Source organism: Candidatus Nanopelagicales bacterium, assembly GCA_028687755.1.
In the GTDB taxonomy this organism is placed as follows: Bacteria; Actinomycetota; Actinomycetes; order S36-B12; family S36-B12; genus UBA11398.
Window position 1 is genome coordinate 20,063 of the sequence record JAQTZL010000007.1, and the last position, 16,448, is coordinate 36,510.

General features: G+C 53.8%; 20 protein-coding genes and 1 pseudogene. 1 reads left to right on the forward strand and 20 read right to left on the reverse strand.

The window, feature by feature from the left end; translation table 11 throughout:
• Positions 1-39 precede the first annotated feature (39 nt).
• From rplT to infC, 3 genes and pseudogenes are all read right to left on the reverse strand, one after another.
• A complete protein-coding gene (gene rplT, locus PHN51_09155; protein ID MDD2818943.1) occupies positions 40-405 on the reverse strand; it encodes a 50S ribosomal protein L20 in 366 nt (121 codons plus the stop codon).
• A gap of 59 nt (positions 406-464) precedes the next feature.
• Positions 465-659 (reverse strand): 50S ribosomal protein L35, encoded by a 195-nt coding sequence (gene rpmI, locus PHN51_09160; GenBank protein MDD2818944.1) that lies wholly within the window; start codon positions 657-659, stop codon positions 465-467.
• Positions 660-782: 123 nt separating this feature from the next.
• Positions 783-1,277 (reverse strand): annotated as a pseudogene (infC, locus tag PHN51_09165) (translation initiation factor IF-3).
• Between the two features lie 233 nt (positions 1,278-1,510).
• On the opposite strand from infC, the gene PHN51_09170 reads away from it, so the two are divergent.
• Entirely contained in the window at positions 1,511-1,864 is a 354-nt protein-coding gene (locus tag PHN51_09170) for a DUF1844 domain-containing protein (protein ID MDD2818945.1), read from the forward strand.
• Positions 1,865-1,869: 5 nt separating this feature from the next.
• Here PHN51_09170 and PHN51_09175 read toward each other — a convergent pair whose 3' ends face one another.
• From PHN51_09175 to PHN51_09255, 17 genes are all read right to left on the reverse strand, one after another.
• Positions 1,870-2,334 (reverse strand): SseB family protein, encoded by a 465-nt coding sequence (locus PHN51_09175; GenBank protein MDD2818946.1) that lies wholly within the window; start codon positions 2,332-2,334, stop codon positions 1,870-1,872.
• Between the two features lie 2 nt (positions 2,335-2,336).
• A complete protein-coding gene (gene hisG, locus PHN51_09180; protein MDD2818947.1) occupies positions 2,337-3,182 on the reverse strand; it encodes an ATP phosphoribosyltransferase in 846 nt (281 codons plus the stop codon).
• 2 nt (positions 3,183-3,184) lie between these two features.
• Positions 3,185-3,448 carry a phosphoribosyl-ATP diphosphatase gene (locus PHN51_09185; GenBank protein MDD2818948.1) on the reverse strand — a complete coding sequence of 88 codons (264 nt, stop codon included), beginning with the start codon at positions 3,446-3,448 and terminating at the stop codon, positions 3,185-3,187.
• Positions 3,449-3,479: 31 nt separating this feature from the next.
• A complete protein-coding gene (ribH, locus tag PHN51_09190) occupies positions 3,480-3,953 on the reverse strand; it encodes a 6,7-dimethyl-8-ribityllumazine synthase (protein ID MDD2818949.1) in 474 nt (157 codons plus the stop codon).
• Positions 3,950-5,278: a bifunctional 3,4-dihydroxy-2-butanone-4-phosphate synthase/GTP cyclohydrolase II gene (locus tag PHN51_09195; GenBank protein MDD2818950.1), complete on the reverse strand. Its 1,329-nt coding sequence runs from the start codon at positions 5,276-5,278 to the stop codon at positions 3,950-3,952. The genes ribH and PHN51_09195 overlap by 4 nt, the downstream gene beginning before the upstream one ends.
• Complete coding sequence (locus tag PHN51_09200; protein ID MDD2818951.1) at positions 5,275-5,868, reverse strand: riboflavin synthase; 594 nt, start codon at positions 5,866-5,868, stop codon at positions 5,275-5,277. Before PHN51_09200 ends, PHN51_09195 begins: the two co-directional genes overlap by 4 nt.
• 23 nt (positions 5,869-5,891) lie before the next feature.
• Entirely contained in the window at positions 5,892-6,881 is a 990-nt protein-coding gene (ribD, locus tag PHN51_09205) for a bifunctional diaminohydroxyphosphoribosylaminopyrimidine deaminase/5-amino-6-(5-phosphoribosylamino)uracil reductase RibD (protein ID MDD2818952.1), read from the reverse strand.
• Positions 6,881-7,549: a ribulose-phosphate 3-epimerase gene (gene rpe / locus PHN51_09210; protein MDD2818953.1), complete on the reverse strand. Its 669-nt coding sequence runs from the start codon at positions 7,547-7,549 to the stop codon at positions 6,881-6,883. Before rpe ends, ribD begins: the two co-directional genes overlap by 1 nt.
• A gap of 26 nt (positions 7,550-7,575) precedes the next feature.
• Positions 7,576-8,928: a transcription antitermination factor NusB gene (locus tag PHN51_09215; GenBank protein MDD2818954.1), complete on the reverse strand. Its 1,353-nt coding sequence runs from the start codon at positions 8,926-8,928 to the stop codon at positions 7,576-7,578.
• Entirely contained in the window at positions 8,925-9,845 is a 921-nt protein-coding gene (fmt, locus tag PHN51_09220) for a methionyl-tRNA formyltransferase (protein MDD2818955.1), read from the reverse strand. The genes PHN51_09215 and fmt overlap by 4 nt, the downstream gene beginning before the upstream one ends.
• A gap of 13 nt (positions 9,846-9,858) precedes the next feature.
• A complete protein-coding gene (gene def / locus PHN51_09225; protein ID MDD2818956.1) occupies positions 9,859-10,401 on the reverse strand; it encodes a peptide deformylase in 543 nt (180 codons plus the stop codon).
• 35 nt (positions 10,402-10,436) lie between these two features.
• On the reverse strand, positions 10,437-12,116 hold the full coding sequence (locus PHN51_09230; protein MDD2818957.1) for a ribonuclease J: 1,680 nt from the start codon (positions 12,114-12,116) through the stop codon (positions 10,437-10,439).
• Positions 12,113-13,024 (reverse strand): 4-hydroxy-tetrahydrodipicolinate synthase, encoded by a 912-nt coding sequence (gene dapA / locus PHN51_09235; GenBank protein ID MDD2818958.1) that lies wholly within the window; start codon positions 13,022-13,024, stop codon positions 12,113-12,115. Before dapA ends, PHN51_09230 begins: the two co-directional genes overlap by 4 nt.
• A gap of 18 nt (positions 13,025-13,042) precedes the next feature.
• The gene (thyX, locus tag PHN51_09240; protein ID MDD2818959.1) at positions 13,043-13,756 is read right to left on the reverse strand and encodes an FAD-dependent thymidylate synthase; all 714 of its coding nucleotides are present in this window, start codon (positions 13,754-13,756) and stop codon (positions 13,043-13,045) included.
• Positions 13,757-13,932: 176 nt separating this feature from the next.
• On the reverse strand, positions 13,933-14,370 hold the full coding sequence (locus PHN51_09245; protein ID MDD2818960.1) for a hypothetical protein: 438 nt from the start codon (positions 14,368-14,370) through the stop codon (positions 13,933-13,935).
• A 2-nt stretch (positions 14,371-14,372) separates the two neighbouring features.
• Entirely contained in the window at positions 14,373-15,125 is a 753-nt protein-coding gene (gene dapB, locus PHN51_09250; protein MDD2818961.1) for a 4-hydroxy-tetrahydrodipicolinate reductase, read from the reverse strand.
• 9 nt (positions 15,126-15,134) lie between these two features.
• Positions 15,135-16,445 carry a pitrilysin family protein gene (locus tag PHN51_09255; protein ID MDD2818962.1) on the reverse strand — a complete coding sequence of 437 codons (1,311 nt, stop codon included), beginning with the start codon at positions 16,443-16,445 and terminating at the stop codon, positions 15,135-15,137.
• Positions 16,446-16,448: the final 3 nt, after the last annotated feature.

Below are 16,448 nucleotides of genomic sequence, written 5' to 3' on the forward strand. Positions count from 1 at the left end.
AACTCCGAGAGGTGAGGTGCGGTCGATTGCTCAACAACGTTATGCAGAAGCAGGAACGTTTGACTTTGCGATACCCACGAGGGTTGCAAAGGTCGCTGGGTCGTTCACTGCGAGCTCTGCGAGCATGCGGCGATCAACCTCAATGTTGGCAATCTTCAAACCTTGAATAAAGCGGTTGTAGGTCATGCCGTTGGCGCGTGCACCAGCGTTGATGCGCTGGATCCACAGGCGACGGAAGTCACCCTTACGCGTACGACGGTCTGCGTACGCATAAACCATCGAGTGGGTGACCTGCTCGCGTGCCTTGCGGTACAAGCGTGAACGCTGACCGCGGTAACCACTTGCGCGCTCGAGAATTTCGCGGCGCTTCTTATGGGCGTTGACCGCCCGCTTTACACGTGCCATTTCATAACTCCTGAGTTCTTAAAGCCGCACTTCACGGCATAAATCATTGGGGACGGTGATTAGTGACCGAGTAGCTTCTTGACACGTGCGGCGTCACCAGGTGCAAGCACCTTGTCGCCTTCGAGGCGACGAGTGCGACGTGATGACTTGCTTTCCATCAAGTGGCGACGGCCAGCCTGCTCGTGCGTGATCTTTCCGGTACCAGTGACCTTGAAGCGCTTCTTTGAACCGCTATGAGTCTTCTGCTTTGGCATGTCGATCCTTTACTCGTTGTTCGGACTTACGGGTGTACAGGGAAACGCTTAAGCGTCGGCGTGAATCTCATCCGTTGGCATCTCTTCGGCTTCGCCTTCAACACGAGGCTTTGGTCCGTCAGCCTTACGGCGATGTGGAGCCAGCACCATGATCATGTTGCGACCATCTTGCTTTGGAGTTGCTTCAACGAATCCGAGCTCTGTCACATCTTCAGCAAGGCGACCAAGTAGGCGCAGGCCTAGTTCTGGTCGGCTTTGCTCGCGCCCGCGGAACATGATCGTGATTTTGACCTTGTCTCCTGCTTTCAAGAACCGCTCGACGTGACCCTTTTTGGTCTCGTAGTCGTGCTGATCGATCTTGGGACGGAGCTTCATTTCCTTGATGATGGTGTGCGTCTGGTTACGACGTGATTCGCGTTCTTTTTGCGCGGCTTCGTATTTGAACTTGCCGAAATCCATGAGCTTGCATACGGGTGGCTTCGCCATTGGTGCAACCTCAACAAGATCGAGGTCTGCTTCAACAGCAAGTCGCAGCGCATCTTCAATGCGCACGATGCCCACCTGTTCGCCAGCTGGTCCGACTAAACGGACCTCAGGAACGCGAATTCGGTCGTTGATTCGTGGTTCGACGCTGATGGCGCCTCCTTGCTCGTGCGGTTACATGGCAATCCAGGTTGAGGGGTTACCCTCAATCAGACGCAAGGATTCACAGCACGAACGAACGCACCCCAAGGGGTGCATCTGTGCGACTGACCCATGGCATCTCAATGCGATGCATAGGTGGGAACCAAGGCTCCACTTGCGCGACCCAGGCCTACGGCCCAAATCAATCGAGTGAAAGAGTAGCAGCCATGACCGAGCAACCTGAAATCCAGACCACTGACGCAGCCGCTGCCCTTCTTGATCTTGCGGATGTCCCGGCGGTTGAAGTTGTGCTGACGGTTGCCATGCACCTGATGAGCGCGGCCGCAATTGCCTGCGGCCTTGGTGAGGATGACCGTCCGGCTGACCTTGCGGAGGCTCGCATCCTGATTACTGCTCTGGCCGGGTTGGTGACAGCCTCGGCCCCGATGCTGGGAAGCATGCACGCTGCCCCTATCCGTGATGGCTTGAAGGCTCTTCAGCTGGCATTTCGTGAGGCATCGGTCGTGGCTGACCCCGTGGGCATGGGGCCAGGTGAGAATCTCACCGGGCCGGTTTACTAAGCCTGCTAGCCCTTGGCCAAAAACGCCAAGCGCTCCCCTGTCACCACGTGCCGAGCCGGCCCGCTGACATCAATCACGATGGCGGTGCTCTGACTGTCAAGCGCGGCGCGAGCCGCATCAGGGCCACTCACGGGCACTGGTCTTGCGTTCGGATCCCACATGGCTAGGGAATCGAGCCCAGTAAAGGCGAGGAGCCCTTTTTCACCATTTGGATTCACCATGGACACCACGGACATATGGCTGTCTTTGTCGCCACCGTGTTCATCAACGCCATCGAGCACCGCGACCACGGCTACAAGTAGACGCGAACCCATGAGTAACTCCAGCGCCAAATCGCGCGACATCTGCGCCGTTACGGGTTGGGCACCAACCACAAACGCTTGCCGAAGAATCGAGTCAGCAGAGCCGTCGTCACCTGGAAATTGCGGCGAAGCTAACGAGCGACCTTTGCCAAAACTCTGATCTTCCACGACTACAACCGGCAGGCGCGAATATCCGTGACCAGAATGCCTCGAGCGCCGAGTTCATAGAGTTCGTCCATTACGCGGTGCACGTCAGATGACTTCACCATTGCGCGGACTGCAGACCAATCTGACTCATGCAATGGTGAAACTGTTGGGGACTCAATGCCTGGCGTGATTGCACATGCCGCAGCTAGGGATTGAGTCTTGATGTCGTAATCCACGAGCACAAAAGTGCGCGCAACCATGACGCTTTGTAAACGCCGAATCATCGTGTCGACCGGAGTGGTCATCGGTGCACCAGTGCGACGCACAACTGTTGCCTCTGACACAAGAATCGGATCGCCAACAACTTCTAAACCAGCTTTACGCAACGTAGTTCCGGTTGCCACCACGTCTGCAACTGCATCTGCAACCCCAAGCGCTACCGCATTTTCCACGGCACCATCAAGGCGCACAACGGTTGCATTGATTCCCGTTTGTGCAAGCCACGCACGAAGTAATCCGTCATAGGAAGTTGCAATGCGCTTGCCTTCAAAGTCGGCAAAAATGCGTGCGGTTCCAATCGGTGCAGCCAACCTAAATGTTGACGGCGCAAATCCCAGCGGTAATAGCTCTGTAGCTTCTGCACCAGAATCAAGCAGCATGTCACGACCAGTGATGCCGATATCTAAAGTTCCAGCACCCACGTAGAGCGCAACATCTTTAGGACGCAAGAAAAAGAATTCAACATCATTCACTGGATCCTGAACAACAAGATCGCGAACGCCAGCGTTACGTAGATAGCCGGCCTCTTGCAGCATTTCGCGTGCGGGATCAGCGAGTTGGCCTTTATTGGGGATAGCAACTTTCAGCATGATTACAACCGCCGATACACATCGTCGAGGGTCACATCTGTAGCGATCATCATCACCTGTAGGTGATACAACAGTTGCGCAATTTCATCAGCAGTGTTGTCGTGGCCTTCATGCTCAGCAGCCATCCAGACTTCAGCGGCCTCTTCCACGACCTTTTTGCCAATGGCATGAACCCCTAGGCCAAGAAGGCGGACAGTGCCAGACTCTTCATCACCGTATGAGGTTTTACGAACGAGTTCAGCGTAGAGCTCATCAAAGGTCTTCACAGCGCAAGCCTAGCGACGAGCCCCTTGGGAATTAACCAGAGATGGTTCCAAGGGTCTGCCAGGTCAGCAGGGCAGCCTGAACAGCTTCTTGACCCTTGTCTTCCTTCGAGCCTGGCAATCCTGCGCGATCAAGTGCCTGAGCATCCGTGTCGCACGTGAGCAACCCAAATCCTACGGGCACCAAATAATCAAGTGCTACTTGTGTAAGCCCTTGAGTCGCACTTGAGCAAACATATTCAAAATGAGGTGTGCCTCCGCGGATGACTACGCCTAAGGCCACAACCACATCAAAGTCCGATGACGCAGCACAAGCCTTTGCCACGATTGGCAGTTCAAAGGCACCTGGGACTCTGATGATGGTCGCGACTGCCCCTGCCTGATCGCTGGCGCGTTGAGCTCCTGCGATCAGTCCATCCATGACCTCTGTGTGCCAGGAAGACGCCACGATCGCAACCCGAACACCTAGAGCCTTGACCTCTACTTGTGGAGCACCTTGACCGCTCATGCCGATTCCTTAGGTGTTAGCCCTGATTCACCAAGTTCATGACCCATCCGGCCAGCCTTCGTGCGTAGGTATTCCTCATTGTGACTGTTGGCTTGAATCTCCAAAGGAACGCGTTCAACTATAGAAAGACCATAGCCTTCAAGGCCCGCGCGCTTTGCCGGATTGTTGGTGAGTAGGCGCATGCTGCGAATACCAAGATCAGCCAAAATCTGTGCGCCTGTTCCGTAGTCGCGGGCATCGGCTGGCAGCCCAAGATCGAGGTTGGCATCGACAGTGTCACGCCCACCGTCTTGCAACTTGTACGCCATCAATTTGTGCAATAACCCAATGCCGCGACCTTCATGACCTCTGATGTACAACACAACTCCGCGGCCTTCTTCAGAAATCCGCAGCATCGCGGCATGAAGTTGTGGCCCACAGTCACAACGCATCGACCCAAACACGTCGCCGGTCAGGCATTCAGAATGCACGCGAACCATGACGTCTTCACCGTCGCCAATGTCGCCGACCACCATTGCGATGTGCTCAATGTTGTCGATGTCGCTTCGGTAACCAACCGCGGTGAAGTCTCCAAATTCGGTTGGAAGTTTCGCCTCAGTAACTCGCGTGACTTGCTTTTCATGTTTACGTCGGAAACGAATGAGATCTGCAATAGAAATCATTTTCAGACCATGTTGATCAGCAAAAGCCCGGCACTCCGGCGCGCGCATCATCGACCCATCGTCATTCACTAATTCACACAATGCTCCCGCAGGCGTGTAACCAGCAAGCCGTGCAAGATCAACGGAAGCTTCTGTATGACCAGGGCGACGAAGAACACCACCTTCAACAGCGCGAAGGGGCATGACGTGCCCTGGTCGCGTTAAGTCAAAAGGCTCAGTTGCACTATCACCCAAAACTCGAATGGTGTGCGCACGATCTTTCGCAGAAATACCTGTGGTCTCTACGTCGCGTGCATCAACAGAAACTGCATAAGCCGTCTGCTTGCGATCCTCATTCACTGATGTCATAGGTGGCAAACCCAAACGATCAAGAATTTGCCCAGTCATACCGACACACACATACCCAGATGTATGGCGAATCATGAAACCTGTGAGCTCAGGTGTCGCTGCATTCGCGGCGAAAATGAGATCGCCTTCGTTTTCACGATCTTCATCATCGACAACCACGACTGAATGTCCGGCGCGCATTGCCTCAATAGCATCTTCGATCGAATCAAGTACGACTCCACCACTTGTTGACACTGTCTGCGTGTGACTTGCGGTTGGCACCTGCACAGCCGCACTCTTTGCGCGCTTTTCGAACATCTCATCTGCAGGAATCACTTTTGGGCCTCCAGCAGTCGCTCAACATATTTTGCAATCACGTCAATTTCGAGATTAACAACATCTCCGATGTGTCGATCACCAAGCGTGGTCTCACGCAAGGTTGTGGGAATGAGTGAGACTGAAAATGAAGAGTCGTTTACCTTCACAACAGTAAGTGAGACGCCATCAATGGTGATGGATCCCTTTTCGGCAATGTATCGAGAAAGTTCGTGAGGAACACCTATGTCGATAACCGTCCAGTGCTCTGTTGGTTCGATACTGAGAATCGAACCGGTTCCATCGACATGACCCTGGACCAAATGTCCACCAAGGCGCCCGTGTGCGGGCATCGCACGCTCAATGTTGACGTCACTACCAGGTAGCGCAGAACCAAGGGAAGTTCGCAGCAAGGTTTCAGCCATCACATCTGCACTGAAGGATTCTTGATCAAACTCTGTGACGGTCAAACACACTCCGTTGACTGCGATGGAATCACCCAACTTGGCGTCACTCACGGCAAGGGCAGCACGAATGACCAAGCGTGCCGAATCTCCCATAGGGGTGACCGCTAACACTTGACCGCGCTCTTCAACGATGCCGGTAAACAATGCTCTTAGTTCCTATCGTCTTGCTAGCGACCGTGGATCACTTGCCCACGCACCATGACATCATTCCCGATCCGCTTCACCTCGGTGACATCGACTCGAACTTGCTGCCCAAGAGCAGGTAGAGCCACTGGACCTGCTCCAAACAACGTTGGAGCTAAGAACCACACCACTTCGTCGACCATGCCGGCACTCAGAAAGGCCCCAGCCAACGTCGGCCCGCCCTCAAGGAAGACCTTTTGCACACCGGATTCGCCGAGGAGCGCCAAGACAGACTCTGGTCGCCGGTCTCGAATAACCAATGTGGGAGCGCTCTGGTCAAAAATATTGAGCGAGCCAGGCAGTTCCCGCTCGCCAACGATTACTCGCGTTGGCTGAGTTTCCACGCTCTGGAGGCGAACAGTGAGGTGCGGGTTATCAATGAGCGCCGTTGCTGTCCCCACCATCACCACGTCACATTGCCCCCGCAGGCCATGGGTTATCTCTTTGGCTTGTGCCCCAGTGATTGCAGTTGGGCCTCCACTGGCGTCTGCGATTCGACCGTCCAAGGTCTGGGCAATTTTTAGGATCACGTACGGGCGCCCGCTGCGTTGTACGTGCGTCCACGCTTGATTCATTGCAGATGCTTGATTTTCAAGGACACCACCAACTACGTCTAATCCCGCATCACGCAACAAAGCCGCTCCACCGGAGGCCTGTTCGGTTGGGTCACTCTGCGCATACACAACTCGCGCAATCCCAGCATTAATGAGTGCTTGAGTGCAGGGACCCGTCCGGCCCGTATGCCTACATGGCTCAAGAGTTACAACTGCAGTTGCACCTTGTGCAAAATCGCCCGCAACGCGCAATGCCTCAATTTCCGCGTGCGGTGTACCAGCACCATGATGAAACCCAGTTCCCACAACATCACCAGCACTAGAAACGATGACACAACCCACTTGTGGATTGCTCGAGCGTGGGCCAAGTTGAGCCAGGGCAATCGCCTGACTCATATAACTTGACCAATCAAGCAACATCAATGTCCACAAGCAGTTACGGCAAGGTCACGCAATGCGTTCACCATTACTGCAGGATCTTCAGCGCGATACACAGCTGACCCAGCAACAAAAATATTCGCCCCAGCTTCAGCACACATACCTATGGTTTTCACATCAACGCCGCCATCAACTTGCACCCAAATATCAGTGCCCGAATTCTGTGCAAACTCACGAGCCCGACGGACTTTTGCCAACATGTCTTCCATGAACGATTGACCACCAAAGCCCGGCTCAACTGTCATGATCAAGATCATGTCGAGATCTGGCAGTAGATCTTCAATTTCTTCAATGCGCGTACCAGGCTTTAATGCAGCTGCGGCTCTTGCACCATGATTGCGAAGATCACGACAAATCTGACGAGGGTTCTTCGCTGCTTCTATGTGGAAGGTCACGCTTCCCGCCCCTGCTTCTGCGTATGCAGGTGCCCAGCGATCGGGGTCATTGATCATCAGATGACAATCAGCCGGCAACGTTGTCGTCTTTATGAGCGACTCGATGACAGGTAAGCCAAAGGTGAGGTTAGGCACGAAATGGTTGTCCATCACATCGAGATGAATCCAGTCGGCAGCTGATTCGACGCGTTGAACTTCTTCGGCCAAACGGGCTAAATCTGCGTTCAAGACGCTCGGCGAAATCAGGAAACCCACGGCGTCACCTTAGCCGTCTTTGAGCGTTATACGGGACGTTGCAACAAGGCCAAGAACATTGCATCGGTGCCATGGCGATGCGGCCACAACTGTAAGTACTGACCCCTGCGCGCGTCAGTTACCTCAGGCAGGAGATTGGGAGCGTCCAGGATGAGAAGTTCTGGGTGAGCCTTACAGATGTCCTGCACGACCAATTCTGTCTCAGCAAAGTGCGGTGAGCAGGTGACATAAGCAATTACCCCGCCGGGCGCAACTGCTTCAACGGCAGCATTGAGAAGTGCTCGCTGAGTCGGCGCTAGTCCTGATACGTCAGAAAGCTTACGCCGCCAACGCGATTCGGGTCGTCTACGAAGTGCACCCAAACCGGTGCACGGCACGTCAACGAGTACACGATCAAATTCGCCTGACCATTGATGATGGGACGCATCCCCGGTCATGATTTCGGCAGTGCTTTGCTCCCCCAGGGTGTTGCGAACAAGTTGAGCACGGTGCGGATGTTGTTCAACGGCAACGAGCGTTGCTCCTTGTTGCATTGCTAAACCGTCAAGCACTGCTGCTTTCCCGCCTGGGCCAGCACACATATCTAGCCATCTCTGCGTGTGACTCGTAATGGGTGCGCGACTCAATGCCAAGGTAACTAATTGGCTACCTTCATCTTGCACGCCCACAAGCCCCGTACGAATTTCTTCCAGTGATTCTGGAATACCTTCAACTAGCGTTCCAGCCAGCGGTGACCATCGACCTGGTTCGACGCCGGGTAAGTCCAATAGCTCATCTTGAGTCATTCGACCTGGACGAGCAACCAAAGAAGGACGCGCAGGAATATTGTCTGCTTCTAACAACGCACCAAGTTCACCACGCTTTTCACCTAGCGCCTGCGCTAGGGCGCGAACAATCCAACCTGGGTGAGACCAGCGAATTGCCAACTGCTGTTCGCTATCGCCGCCGACATTGAGAATCTCAATCCATTCTTCAACCGTGTGCGCCGTAACTTTTCGAAGCACCGCATTGACAAAACCAGCGCGGGCTTTGGCTCCACCCGGAGTCCCCGCGCCTCGAACGAGATTGCATGTTGAATCAACCGCTGCATGTGTAGGCACGCGCATCGCCATGATCTGATGTACACCTAGGCGCAACGCATCTTTGGTCGTAGGGTCAACATCGGACCAGTCACGAGACACACATTGAGCCAAAATTGCGTCGTAGAGTCCTTGCCAGCGCAAGGCGCCGTATGCAACTTCGGTAACAAATCCTGCATCTCGGCCCGACAGTTTGCGCTCGCGTAAAATATTAGGCAGAGCTAAATTCGCATATGCGTCATCGACGCGAACAACTCGCAACAGTTCGAGTGCTGCTTCGCGTGCTGGATCTGCGCTCATGCAAATGACTTCCCATCAAGTTCTACTCCGCGTGCCCAGTCGGCCGCATTCATGAGTTTTTTCCCAGCCGGTTGGACTGTGGTTAAACACGCTGCAGTGGTAGCGGTTCCTACCCAAACTGAAGTTTTCGTTACCAATATCTGGCCAGGCGCCAGGCTTGGAATTTCACCAGAAGCCCCCAAATTCAATGGGCTCACCTTGACTCGCTCATCATTGAGCATCGTCCATGCACCGGGTGCTGGAGTTGTTGCTCTGATACGGCGATCAACACCAACCCACGGATCAGTCCAACGAATACGGGCGTCTTCCATTGTCAGTTTTGGCGCCATCGTTGCGTCTGTCGAAGACTGTGCAATCGGCAGCAGCTCCCCCGCTGCAATGCCATCCAAAGTGCCGATAAGCAATTGACTGCCATAAATAGCTAATCGCTCAAGAAGATCCCCAGATGTATCAGTAGCCAAGATCCGCTCGGTAACTGAACCAAAAACTGGTCCGTCATCAAGACCAGCCCCAATTAGAAAAGTGCTCGCACCCGTGATTTCTTCACCGTGCATAACGGCCCACTGGACGGGTGCGGCACCACGATAGGCAGGGAGGATTGAGAAGTGCAGATTCACCCAACCAAACGGTGCAGCATCTAGGAGATCCGCAGGGATCAAATTTCCGTAGGCAACAACAGGTATGCAGTCAGGAGCCAACTGCGCTAACGCTGTGCGAAATTCCGGATCCCTTAACGTGCTTGGCGTTAAGACCGGAATTCCAAGTTCGTCAGCAACAATGCCGACAGGGCTGCGTTGCAACCCTCGGCCGCGCCCAGCGGGTGCATCTGGCCGAGTTATGACACCTACGACTTCGTGATCTGTTTCAAGAAGCGCACGCAATGACGTGGCCGCTACTTCCGGTGTACCGGCAAACACACAACGCAAGTGACTACAGCCACTTCGAATTTATTGGATGCGGACTAACCCGAAGTCCAGGCATTTCGCCAAACCAGTCAGACTCGCGGATTTCTTTCATCGCTGCCTTGCGCGTGGCTTCATCAAGACGGTCGATGAACAAGATTCCATCGAGATGATCGGTTTCATGCTGAACAGCGCGCGCCTTCAATTCTGAACCTTCAATCACCACTGGTTCGCCGTACATATTGAAACCCTTGGCGACAACGCGCATAGAGCGCTTTGTATCGAAAGCCAAACCAGGTAGCGAAAGGCATCCTTCATCGCCATCTTGCAATTCCTCTGAAAGATCAAGATTGGGATTAATGAGGTGACCAAGTTCGTCATCGACCCAATAGGTGAATACTCGCAACGAGACCCCGATTTGTGGAGCGGCAAGGCCAGCACCCGGAGCGTCCATCATGGTGTCGGTGAGATCTTTTACAAGTTTGCGTAGCTCACGATCAAACGTGGTGACTTCAGCTGCAGGTGTGCGAAGGACGGGGTCACCGAAAAGTCGAATATCTTGAACAGCCATGGCATCAGTCTAGGCAACGCACGCATGGGAGCGTCTTAGCCCTCAAGTATCACGGGGACGATCATCGGCCGGCGGCGATGCTGAGTCCCAACCCACTTGCCCACAATTTTGCGAGCGCGCTGCTGCAATTCATGGACTTCGGTGATGCCTTCTGCCAGTGACTCTTCCAAGGCGATGCGCACCTGCTCCACCACGGAGTCAAACGCCGAATCTTCAAGACCTAGTCCACGTGCATGTAATTCCGGACCTGCAACCACTTTCGATTCGATCATGTCAACAGCGGCGAAGATGCTGATGAATCCTTCTTCACCGAGCACACGTCGGTCCTTCAACAACGTTTCGGTGACATTGCCAACGCTTGAACCATCAACATAAACAAAACCAACTGGCACATACCCAACAATCGAAGCCTTGCCACCCTGGAGATCTATAACCACGCCATCATCGGCAAGCAATACACGTTCTTCGGCGATGCCCACGCCAACTGCAATTGCCTTATTAGCCCGTAAATGGCGCCACTCTCCGTGCACAGGCAACACATTGCGAGGCTTCACGATGTTGTACAAATAGCGAAGTTCACCTGCTGCTGCGTGACCAGAAACGTGCACAAGCGCATTGCCCTTATGAACTACCTGAGCACCATGCTTCGTGAGACCGTTGATGACGCGATTCACAGAATTCTCATTGCCCGGAATGAGTGATGAGGCCAGTACGACGGTGTCTTTGTCTCCAACCATGATCGGATGATCGCGATTGGCAATGCGCGCAAGCACAGCCATAGGTTCGCCTTGTGAGCCCGTGCAAATCAAGACTGTTTGGTCATCTGGCAACCCGGTGAGTTCATCAACCGTGGCCATAAGCCCACCCGGAATTTTGAGAATTCCTAGATCACGAGCCACACCCATATTGCGCACCATTGAACGACCAACGAGCGCTACTCGCCTGCCATGCAGTGCTGCCATGTCGATGATCTGTTGAATGCGGTGCACATGACTTGCGAATGACGCCACGATGATGCGACCTTCTGCACGCAAAAATACTGAATCAAGCACAGGCTCAATATCGCGCTCGCTCGTGACGAAGCCAGGAACCTCAGCGTTCGTGCTGTCAACCATCAAAAGATCGACACCCTCGTCACCAATCCGAGCGAATCCATTCAGATCAGTGATGCGGCCGTCAAGTGGAATCTGATCCATCTTGAAGTCACCAGTATGCAAAATGGTGCCACCGGGCGTACGAATCGCTAGAGCGAGTGCATCGGGAATTGAATGATTAACCGCGAGAAATTCAAGATTGAAATCACCAAGTTGTAAACGCTCACCCTCAGCGATCAAATGTGTTTGCGTTTTGATGCGGTGCTCTCGTAACTTGCCTTCCAGCAACGCCAAGGTGAATCGAGAGCCATAGATAGGAATATCTTCACGCAGACGTAAGAGATAAGGCAATGCGCCAATATGGTCTTCGTGGCCATGGGTGAGTACAACGGCTTCAATATCTTCCATGCGATCCTTGATGGGACCAAAATCCGGAAGAATTAAGTCAACGCCTGGCTGGGAATCCTCTGGGAAAAGGACTCCGCAGTCCAAGACCAATAGACGGGTGCCAAATTCGAAGATGGTCATATTACGACCAATTTCACCGATACCGCCGAGTGCATAAATGCGCATGGCGCCTGGCTCGAGCGGTGGAGGGGCGGGAAGTTCGTTATGGATCATGCAGTGAATCCGGCAACGCCACCAGCAGCAAGATCACGGCGCAACTGCGCACGCTGTTCTTGCGTGGCATTCATTAATGGAAGTCGTACGGGACCGCTCGGCAATCCCAGATCTGAAAGCGCTGCCTTTGTCATGACAACGCCTTGCGCCCGGAACATTCCGGTATACACAGGCAATAGAGATGCGTTGATTTCACGCGCCAGGGTGACGTCGCCTGCTGCATACGCATTGGCCATCGCCACAAGGCGATCACCAACCACATGCCCGACCACAGAAATCATTCCTGATGCGCCAAGGGCCAATAGCGGAAGGTTCAGTGCATCATCACCGGAATACCACGCAAGATTTGTGCGAGCCATCGCCCACTGCGATGCTTCAAGATCACCCTTGGCGTCTTTATTGGCCACGATGCGCGGATGTTCTGCAATACGAACAAGTGTTTCGGTCTCAATTGCAGTGCCGGTTCGCTTTGGAATGTCATAGGTAATCATTGGCAGATCCGTAGCATCTGCGATTGCATGGAAGTGCGCGATCAATCCCTCTTGAGGGGGTCTGTTGTAGTAGGGCGTTACCGCCATCACCGCATGCGCGCCAGCTTGTGCAGCTGCGCGTGCTGCATTGACCGAGTGTGCGGTGTCGTTTGTACCAACACCGGCGATGATCGTTGCACGATCGCCGACAGCTTCAACAACAGCGCGCAAAATAGCGATGTCTTCTTCATCGGTTTTTGTGGGTGACTCACCCGTAGTGCCATTGATAACAAGCCCATCATGAGCCAGGGAGTCCACGAGATGGACAGCGAGCTTTTGAGCGCCATCGAGATCCAGTGAACCATCAGCGTGAAATGGCGAAACCATGGCGGACAGCATCACGCCAAAGGGCGCGCGATCACTTTGAGGGCCAGGCATGGGTATGAGACTACTGCGTTATGGGGAAACGCGGCCGTTGGCCACGAAGGCAGCATGGGTTAAGGGCATGAGCTTTGCCCATTCCTCTTCGTAGCGCTCAGCGACCATTTCAATTTCACGCTGAGGATAAGAAGGGAAGTGCGAGCCTTCGACCTTGCGGCGCAAGGACAAGAAATTCATTAAGGAGCGAGCATTCACAGTGACGTAGGCACTCGAGAAAATTGAGACCGGCAACACCATGCGCGCGACTTCACGCGCAATGCCTGCGTCGAGCATTTCTTGGTAGGCCGTGTACGACTCTGTGCACGCTTCCTTCATTCGCTTGTCGATCAAGTCATATTGAGCTTCATCACCTGGAAGAAACTCGTACGCTCCGGTTTTGCCAACCTGGATCACATTGCGATCGCGGGCGGGAACGTAGAACACAGGCTTCAATTCCCGGTAACGCCCCGATTCTTCGTTGTAGCTAGCCATGCGGTGACGCATGTGTTCGCGCCATACAAAAATAGGAGCTTGGACAAAGAAGGTCATGGAGTTATGTTCAAACGGACTTCCATGACGCTCACGCATGAGGTAATTAATGAGGCCTTTGGATCCCGTGGCATCTGCCTCAACGTCTTCCAATGATTGCTCGCCAGCAGTAGAAACTCGAGCCGCAAAGACCACATCTGCGTCACTGGCTGATCCACGAACTAATTCAACGGTTACGTCACTGCGAAAGGTCACATCCACCAGACGATCTTATCCGCGGCCACGTAGCGGTTGCGTGTCAGCCCAAGGCCAACGAGAAAAGAAAAATCCGGCGAGTCCCCCGCACCCGCCGGCTACGCGTAGTTCAGCGTGAACGCCGTTCACTGTCCACCCCAAACCCTTGATTTGAGGGTCAAAGGCGGTCATACCCGGTTGGTTCAGGCGGAAAACAGGGCCAAGGCTTGCCGCATAGCTCCACGGGCACGCTTTCTATCCCGAGCATCGTCGTATGCCAAGGCCAGTCGGTACCACGCTTGCCAGTCCTGTGGCGATTGCTCAACCTCACTCTGGCATTCCGCGAACCGGGTATCGGCGGCATCACGATCTGCGCGTCCAGATGCGGTCTTAGGGAGATCATCTACGGGAAGATCACCTGTCAGAGCCAAACTTCGGCCCATGGCTTGCATACCGAAACCAAATTTCACTTCTCGATAGATCATCCATAAACCCAAAATAGGAATCACGATGATGACCGCGCCAAGAGCGATCGCGATCGGATCACCAGACTCAAAAAGCGACCAGGCCCTCCACAACACAAACACCGCATAAATTGCAGCCGCAATCGCAAGCACAAAGGCCATCACTCGGGTGCGCACGATTAAGCCATGTAAGCGTCTAGACCCACGGTCAAACCAGGGTGTTCACCAACACGACGAACCCCCAACAGGACCCCCGGCATAAATGAAGTGCGATCCATTGAGTCATGACGAATGGTCAAGGTTTCACCCACGCCGCCGAAGATCACTTCTTGGTGTGCAACGAGTCCGCGAGCACGAATTGCGTGCACGCGTACATCGCCAACGCTTGCACCGCGCGCACCAGCAATTTCCTGCGTTGTTGCATCGGGGCTCACCGCAACACCTTGCTCTTGACGGACCCTGCTAATCAATTCCGCAGTATGTCGAGCGGTGCCCGAAGGCGCATCGACCTTGTCTGGATGGTGCAACTCAATGATTTCGACAGATTCAAAATATGGAGCTGCAAGTTGCGCAAACTGCATCATCAGCACCGCACCGATGCCAAAGTTGGGGGCAATGAGCACGCCTACATTTGGAGCCTGAGAAAGCCACCCACGAATTTGTGCGACACGTTCATCATCAAAACCAGTTGTGCCTACAACACAATTGACACCGTTTGCGATGCAATGCTGCAAGGTCGACATAACCACATCAGGTGTCGTGAAATCGACAACCACATCACAGTCATTGATCAAATCGAGATCATCACCTTGATCAATGCAGGCATGGAGTGCACAGTCAGGTGCATCGGTTACCGCTTTGACAACAGCTTGACCCATTCGCCCGTTAGCGCCAACAACGCCGACCTTGATCAGCTGACCCGAATTACTCATGGCGCGACCTTACTCGTTGAAGCCGAAAACCGAGGCGTCCTCGAAAGGTCCAATGACAGCCAAACTGGCCTTCTGTGAAAGAACCTCTGCTGCCACTGCGTGTACAGCCTCAGGGGTGACTTCATCAACACGCGAAAGAAGTTGATCGATACTCATCAACTCCTCCCCTTGTAACTCCGCTTTGGCAATGCGATTCATTCGGGCACTTGTGTCTTCTTGGCCAAGCACAGTTGCCCCACGCACCTGACCTTTGCCTCGAGTCACTTCATCGTGCGTTAAGCCATGCTGAACAACCGCATCAATTTGCTCTTGGAAGACTTCAAGCACCGTTGGGACTTTAACTGGCAAACATCCGGCATAGAGACCAACCATGCCGCTATCGGAAAACCCCTGGCTAAAGGCATACACCGAATAGGCAAGACCGCGCTTTTCACGTACCTCTTGGAATAAGCGACTACTCATACCCCCGCCAAAGGCTGTGGTGAGCACTGCCATTGCATAGCGGCGTTCGTCGCCACGCGCCAGGCCTGGAACGCCGAGCAGCAAGTTTGCCTGCTCTGTCGGACGAGTATTGAGGGAAATTCCAGTCTTCATCACTGGAGTAGTTTTTGATGTTCGCACTGGCTTTTGAAGTGCATCAGCATCCAGATAAGGATCAAAAGCTGCACGAACACGTTTCACAACATCAGCATGGTCGACATTGCCAGCAGCGGAGACCACCATCCCTGATGGCTGGTAGTGCTTCTTATAAAAACTGCGAATTGTCGAACGAGTGAGCCCGCGGATTGAATCCGTGGTTCCTAAAATCGTGCGACCAAGCGGTGTTTGGCCGTAAACAAGCGATGCAAAATCATCATGTATGAGATCACTGGGATCGTCTTCGTACATGGCAATCTCTTCAAGAATCACGCCGCGTTCATCATCAATATCTGATGAACGAAGGAGCGCATCAGTCACCACATCGCACACCACATCAATTGCCATGGGTAAATCGCGATCCAAGACTTTGGCGTGGTAACACGTCAGCTCTTTGCCAGTAAATGCATTGAGGTCACCACCAACGGCCTCAACCATTGATGAAATCTCCAAGGCACTGCGCTTACTTGTGCCTTTAAAAAGTAAATGTTCTAAGAAATGTGCCGAGCCGTGCTGGGCTGGTGTTTCATCACGCGAACCGGCAGTGACCCAGACACCAAATGCCGCTGAGCGGACGCCAGGAACAGCTTGTGTAACGATGCGCAATCCGCCAGGGAGGACGGTGCGGCAGACAATGCTGCCGTCGTCCTCCCTGAGCAGAGTGGTGGTGTGCGCGCGAGCCATGAG

Excerpts from the sequence above, each read along its gene's own strand:
- rplT (MDD2818943.1), bottom strand. The coding sequence starts at position 405 with ATGGCACGTGTAAAGCGGGCGGTCAACGCCCATAAGAAGCGCCGCGAA.
- rpmI (MDD2818944.1), bottom strand. The coding sequence starts at position 659 with ATGCCAAAGCAGAAGACTCATAGCGGTTCAAAGAAGCGCTTCAAGGTC.
- PHN51_09170 (MDD2818945.1), top strand. The coding sequence starts at position 1,511 with ATGACCGAGCAACCTGAAATCCAGACCACTGACGCAGCCGCTGCCCTT.
- hisG (MDD2818947.1), bottom strand. The coding sequence starts at position 3,182 with ATGCTGAAAGTTGCTATCCCCAATAAAGGCCAACTCGCTGATCCCGCA.
- ribH (MDD2818949.1), bottom strand. The coding sequence starts at position 3,953 with ATGAGCGGTCAAGGTGCTCCACAAGTAGAGGTCAAGGCTCTAGGTGTT.
- ribD (MDD2818952.1), bottom strand. The coding sequence starts at position 6,881 with ATGTTGCTTGATTGGTCAAGTTATATGAGTCAGGCGATTGCCCTGGCT.
- PHN51_09215 (MDD2818954.1), bottom strand. The coding sequence starts at position 8,928 with ATGAGCGCAGATCCAGCACGCGAAGCAGCACTCGAACTGTTGCGAGTT.
- def (MDD2818956.1), bottom strand. The coding sequence starts at position 10,401 with ATGGCTGTTCAAGATATTCGACTTTTCGGTGACCCCGTCCTTCGCACA.
- PHN51_09230 (MDD2818957.1), bottom strand. The coding sequence starts at position 12,116 with ATGATCCATAACGAACTTCCCGCCCCTCCACCGCTCGAGCCAGGCGCC.
- dapA (MDD2818958.1), bottom strand. The coding sequence starts at position 13,024 with ATGCCTGGCCCTCAAAGTGATCGCGCGCCCTTTGGCGTGATGCTGTCC.
- dapB (MDD2818961.1), bottom strand. The coding sequence starts at position 15,125 with ATGAGTAATTCGGGTCAGCTGATCAAGGTCGGCGTTGTTGGCGCTAAC.
- PHN51_09255 (MDD2818962.1), bottom strand. The coding sequence starts at position 16,445 with ATGGCTCGCGCGCACACCACCACTCTGCTCAGGGAGGACGACGGCAGC.